A 5,805-nucleotide genomic window follows, 5' to 3' on the forward strand; every position below is an offset into this window, starting at 1 on the left:
CCGGGACAGTCTGCCGATTGACTCATAATGACGGAATTAAACGACAGTCCCTAAAGTAACTCTGTATTATCTTTGCTACATGAACGAAACGATAGACCATCTGATTAACTACGGCAATATCCTGCTGAGTTGCAGCATCCCCCACGACATGCACCTGGAGCATCGCATGCCTGCACACTCCATTATTTTCGTGCGCTCCGGCAAGCTGGTTATCGAGGGGCGGGAGACGACCGACGAGGTCATGGCCGACAACTTCGTGTTTGTCCGTCGCGACTGCTCGGTCAACGTCACCAAGGTGCCGCTCGACGGGCATCCCTACCGGGGTATCAATTTCTCTCTGCCTCGCAAGGGGCTGAAGGAGTATTACAACCGGGTGGCTGCCACCTGCAAGCGGCTGCATGGCCTCGGCCCGATAGGAAAGACGGTGAATGTGCTGCCCCGGACGGTTGCCTTGAAGAGCCTCTTCGACTCGTTTCTGCCCTATACCGATAGCGGTGAAACGCCTGCCGACGAGTGGTTGCGGCTGAAGGTGCACGAGGCCGTGATGTGCCTGCTCGCCATAGACGACCGTTTCTATCCGACCCTGTTCGACTTCAACGAGGCGTGGAAGATAGACCTGATGGATTTCATGGAGAGCAACTATACCGAAGACCTTACGCTGGACGAGTTTGCCTCCTACACCGGGCGGAGCCTGGCCACCTTCAAGCGCGATTTTGCCAAAATCAGCACCCTGTCGCCGCAACGCTGGATTACGGAGCGGCGGCTCGAGGAGGCCCGGCGGCTGCTTCTCGAAGGGGGCGTATCGGCACAGGATGTCTGTTATCGGGTCGGGTTCAAGAACCGGTCGCACTTCTCACAAGCCTTCAAGAAGCAGTATGGCTATTCGCCCCTGCATTGCCTGAAACAGAATCGGGAAGATTCATTTTAAATCAAAAACTTTTCGCGAAAAAGGGGGACGACGGGTATCGGTTTCTGTATAAAGTTTTCTATCTTTATGACTCCAATTTTTAACAAAGAGGATTGTCATGAAAATAACATTTGAGATATACTACCACACCCGTTGGGGCGAGTCGCTCATGCTTTCGGGCGAGACTGAGCAACTGGGCTCGGGCGACGAGAGCCGGGCTGTGGTGATGGATTGCCGCGGCGGTGACCTGTGGAGCTACACCATCGAGGTGCCCGCGACGATAGCCGCCTTTGAGTATCGCTATCTGGTCAAGTCGGGCGACTCGGTGCGCCGGGAGTGGAACCGTCCGCACCGCTTCGTGCCGGGGCAGAAGGCCACCGAATATCGGTTGCTCGACCGCTGGCGCGACACTCCCGCCGACCTGCCGTTCTACTCTTCGGCGTTTACCCAGGGCATCTTTTTCCGTCAGCATCCCCAGCCGCAACCCGGGGTACCGGCGGCCGGTACGGTGACCTTCAAAATCTTCGCTCCGCAGCTGCGCCCCGACGAGCAGCTGCTCCTGGTGGGCAGTGTGCCGGCTCTGGGCAACTGGGAGCCGAGCCAGGCTCCGGCGCTCGACGATACCGACTTTCCCGAATGGCATCTTACCCTCGATGCGGCTCAACTGGGCCCCTCCTTTGAATACAAGTTTGTGATAGTGCGCACGCAGCAGCGCGAAGTCGTGGCGTGGGAGACGGGTGCGAACAGGGTATATACCGATTCGGAGCTCTCGCCTTCGACGGCGGTCGTTGTGTCGGGGTTGCTCTTCAACGGGCCCGAACGTCCCTGGAAAGGGGCTGGTACGGCCATCCCGGTATTCTCATTGCGTACCGACTACGGTTTCGGTACGGGCGAGTTCCTCGACCTGAAATATCTGGTCGACTGGGCGTTGCGCACAGGGCAATCGTTCATCCAGCTGCTCCCGGTCAACGATACCACCCTGACCGGCAGTTGGTGCGACTCCTATCCCTATAACGCCAATTCGACCTTTGCCCTGCACCCGCAGTATCTGCGCCTCTCGGAGGTGGGCCGGTTGAGCGACGAGGCCCGGCAGGCACAGTTCGATGCCTTGCAGCGGGAGCTGAACATGCAGCCCGATGTCGACTACGAACGGGTGAACCGCGCCAAGATGGAGTACCTGAATCTGCTCTTCGACGAGTTGGGCGACGACACCCTGTCGAGCGAGGGGTTCAAGCAGTTTTTCAGGGAGAACAAGTTCTGGTTGCAGCCCTATGCCGCCTTCAGCAGCCTGCGCGACCGTTTCAAGACGGCCGACTTCACCCGTTGGGGCGAGTTTGCCAGCTACGACGAGTCGATGATTGCCGACTACTGTGCCGTGTGGAGCCCGTGGTACCGTTCGGTTGCCCTCTACTACTACATACAGTATCACCTGCACCTGCAGCTCTCCGAGGTGCGCGACTATGCTCACCGGGCCGGAGTGGTGCTGAAGGGCGACATCCCCATCGGCATCAGCCGCACCAGTGTCGACGCGTGGGTCAACCCCGATCTCTTCCGCATGAATTGTCAGGCGGGTGCTCCCCCCGACGACTTCTCGATCGAGGGGCAGAACTGGGGATTCCCCACCTACGACTGGGAGGTGATGGCGCGCGACGGCTATGCCTGGTGGAAAGCCCGCTTGCGTCACATGTCGCGCTATTTCGATGCCTACCGCATCGACCACATTCTGGGCTTCTTCCGCATCTGGGAGATTCCGCTCGATGCCGTCCACGGTCTGCTGGGCCACTTCCATGCGGCCATGCCGCTCTCGCCCGACGAGCTGGCGCAGAAGGGGTTCCGCTTCGATGCTTCGTGGCAGACGGTTCCCTATGTGCGGGAAGAGTCGTTGCACGACATCTTCGGGGCCTATACCGACGAGGTGAAGACGCGCTTCCTGGTCGACAAGGGGAACGGCCGCTGGGACCTGAATGTGATGATGGATACCCAGCGCAAGGTGGTCGACTACTTCTCGGGGGCCGACGACGAGATGAACGTGTCGATTCGCGACGGCCTGCTGAAGCTGCTCGACGAGGTGCTCTTCCTCGAAGACCCCGACCAGCCGGGATACTATCACCCCCGCATTATGGGTAACCGCACCCAGGCCTACCGGGCTCTCGACGATGAGCAGAAGGACTGCTTCGACCGCCTCTACGAAGATTTCTTCTACTGGCGGCACAACGATTTCTGGAAGTCCGAAGCCCTGCGCAAACTGCCCGTACTCGTCGCCTCGACCGATATGCTGGTTTGTGGCGAAGACCTGGGCATGATACCCGCTTGCGTGCCCGAGGTGATGAAGCAGTTGCAGATTCTCTCGCTCGAGATACCGCGCATGCCTAAGGAGTGGAACTGCGAGTTTGGCGATGTGAGCCGCTATCCCGTGCGGTCGGTATGTACCACCTCGACCCACGACATGTCGGGCATCAGAGGGTGGTGGCAAGAGGATCCCGCACGCACGCAACGCTACTTCAACGAGGTGCTGGGCGAGCCGGGTCAGGCACCCGCTACCTGCGAGCCCTGGATTTGCGAGCGCATGGTCGAGCTGACGCTCTCGGCTCCCTCGATGCTGGCTATTCTGCCCTTGCAGGACTGGCTCTCGATCGACGGCCGCCTGCGTCGCAAGAACCCCGACGAGGAGCGCATCAACAACCCCGCGTGCCCGCACTACTATTGGCGTTACCGCATGCATCTCTCGCTCGAGCAACTTTTGGCCGAGGGGGTATTCAACACCCGTTTGCAGGAGATGATTGCCCGTAGCGGGAGATAGCCCGGGGCAGAGCGCTTGCGCAACGATACAGGAAAGAGATAAGAAAAGGCCATGGCAATGCTCGGTAATCGAGTGCGCCATGGCCTCTCTGTTTCTTATGTTCTTATGGGTAGCCCGGGTTGCCCCGGACAACCGCCGGGATTAGAGCTTGTACCCCTCGAAGTCGTAGAGTACGGTCGAGAGGTAGCGTTCGCCCGTGTCGGGCAGCAGCACCACAATCTTCTTGCCTCGGTTCTCGGGGCGTTGGGCCAGTTGGGTAGCGGCCCATGCGGCAGCCCCCGACGAGATACCCACCACCATCCCCTCGGTCGAGGTGAGCTCGCGGCTGGTGCGGATGGCGTCGTCGTCGGTCACGGCGATAACCTCGTCGACTACCGAAGCGTCGTAGGTCTTGGGCACGAATCCGGCACCGATGCCTTGCAGCTTGTGCGGCCCGGGTTTACCGCCCGACAGAACAGGCGAGCCGGCCGGCTCTACCCCCACGATGCGGATGGCCGGGTTGTGGCTCTTCAGCCCCCGGCCCACGCCGCTCACCGTGCCGCCGGTGCCTACGCCAGCCACGAATATGTCCACCTCGCCGTCGGTATCGCGCCATATCTCTTCGGCCGTCGTCTTTACGTGGGCAGCCGGGTTGGCGGGGTTTTCGAACTGTTGCAGAATCACGCTGCCCTCGATGCGCTCGTTCAGCTCCTGTGCCTTCTTGATGGCACCCGTCATCCCTTCGGCTCCCGGGGTGAGTACCAGTTCGGCCCCCAGGGCTTTGAGCAGATTGCGACGCTCGAGGCTCATGGTCTCGGGCATGGTGAGGATGAGGTGGTACCCCCGGGCCGCAGCCACGAAGGCCAGCCCCACGCCGGTGTTGCCGCTCGTGGGTTCGATGAGGGTGGCATGCGGTTTCAGTATGCCCCGCTGTTCGGCATCGTTGATCATCGAGAGGGCTACCCGGTCTTTCACGCTGCCGGCCGGGTTGAAATACTCCAGTTTGGCAATGACCGTAGCCTCCAACCCGTGTGTGCGGTTGTAGTTCGAGAGCTCCAGCAGCGGAGTGTTCCCAATCAGGTCGGTCAGACTTTTAGCTATCTTTTTCATTGTTCAAGTCGTTTTTGTAGTTCTACAATCAGATAGGGGGCTGCACGTTATCGGGCGGCAGCCAGTTCGTAAAGACGGGCAATCTCCTGCGGCCAGAGGCTCTCGTCGGGCGTCTCGAGAATGAGGGGGATGTTGTCGAAACGCGGGTCCTGCATCAGCCGCTCGAAGAAGCCGATGCCCAGCACGCCGGCCCCCAGACTGTCGTGGCGGTCGACGCGCGAGTTCAATCCCTTCTTGGCATCGTTCAGGTGCATGCCCCGCAGATAGTTGAATCCGATTATCCGGTCAAACTCTGTCCACGTCTGCTCATACCCCTCGGGTGTAGCCAGGTCGTAGCCGCCGGCAAAGGCGTGGCACGAGTCGATGCACACCCCCACGCGGCTCTTGTCCTCCACCTGGTCGATGATGGCAGCCAGATGTTCGAAGCGGAACCCCACGTTGCTGCCCTGTCCGGCCGTATTCTCGATGACGGCCGTTACCCCCTGCGTCTTTTCGAGCGTCAGGTTTATCGACTCGGCGATGCGCGAGAGGCACTCGTCGATCGAAATCTCCTTCAGGTGGCTGCCCGGGTGGAAGTTCAGCAGCTTCAGCCCCAACTGTTCGCAGCGCTGCATCTCGTCGAGAAAAGCCTTCCGGCTCTTCTCCAGCCCCTCGGCCTGCGGGTGTCCCAGGTTGATGAGGTAGCTGTCGTGAGGCAGGATGTGTTCGGGGGCAAAACCATATTGTGCGCAGTTCTCGCGGAACTGTTGTATACTCTTCTCCGACAAGGGTGCCGACTGCCATTGCCGTTGATTCTTGGTAAAGAGAGCGAAAGCCTTCGCTCCGATGGTGTGTGCGTTTACCGGGGCGTTCTCCACGCCACCCGAAGCACTTACATGAGCTCCAATGTATTTCATATCGTTGTCTGTTTCGTTTTTTTATCTGTACAAATATAGTGAAAGGCGAGAGCAGAGACAAAGGAAAACACAGTTTTCAACTTTGACAGTGCCGAGCCGCCTCCTGTATTCTG

At 59.6% G+C, this 5,805-nt stretch carries 4 protein-coding genes; 2 read left to right on the top strand and 2 right to left on the bottom strand.

The window, feature by feature from the left end; translation table 11 throughout:
• Positions 1-79 precede the first annotated feature (79 nt).
• Positions 80-928 (top strand): AraC family transcriptional regulator, encoded by an 849-nt coding sequence (locus Q1K76_RS11795; RefSeq protein WP_300133634.1) that lies wholly within the window; start codon positions 80-82, stop codon positions 926-928.
• 97 nt (positions 929-1,025) lie between these two features.
• On the top strand, positions 1,026-3,707 hold the full coding sequence (locus tag Q1K76_RS11800; RefSeq protein WP_300133637.1) for a 4-alpha-glucanotransferase: 2,682 nt from the start codon (positions 1,026-1,028) through the stop codon (positions 3,705-3,707).
• A 141-nt stretch (positions 3,708-3,848) separates the two neighbouring features.
• On the opposite strand, the gene cysK is transcribed toward Q1K76_RS11800, so the two are convergent.
• Together cysK and nfo are read right to left on the bottom strand one after the other, a co-directional pair.
• Positions 3,849-4,796, bottom strand: a complete 948-nt coding sequence (cysK, locus tag Q1K76_RS11805; RefSeq protein WP_300133640.1) for a cysteine synthase A — start codon at positions 4,794-4,796, stop codon at positions 3,849-3,851.
• A 47-nt stretch (positions 4,797-4,843) separates the two neighbouring features.
• Complete coding sequence (nfo, locus tag Q1K76_RS11810; protein WP_300133643.1) at positions 4,844-5,692, bottom strand: deoxyribonuclease IV; 849 nt, start codon at positions 5,690-5,692, stop codon at positions 4,844-4,846.
• Positions 5,693-5,805: the final 113 nt, after the last annotated feature.

Origin of the sequence: uncultured Barnesiella sp. (genome assembly GCF_946496565.1) — a bacterium.
Lineage (GTDB): Bacteria > Bacteroidota > Bacteroidia > Bacteroidales > Barnesiellaceae > Barnesiella > Barnesiella merdigallinarum.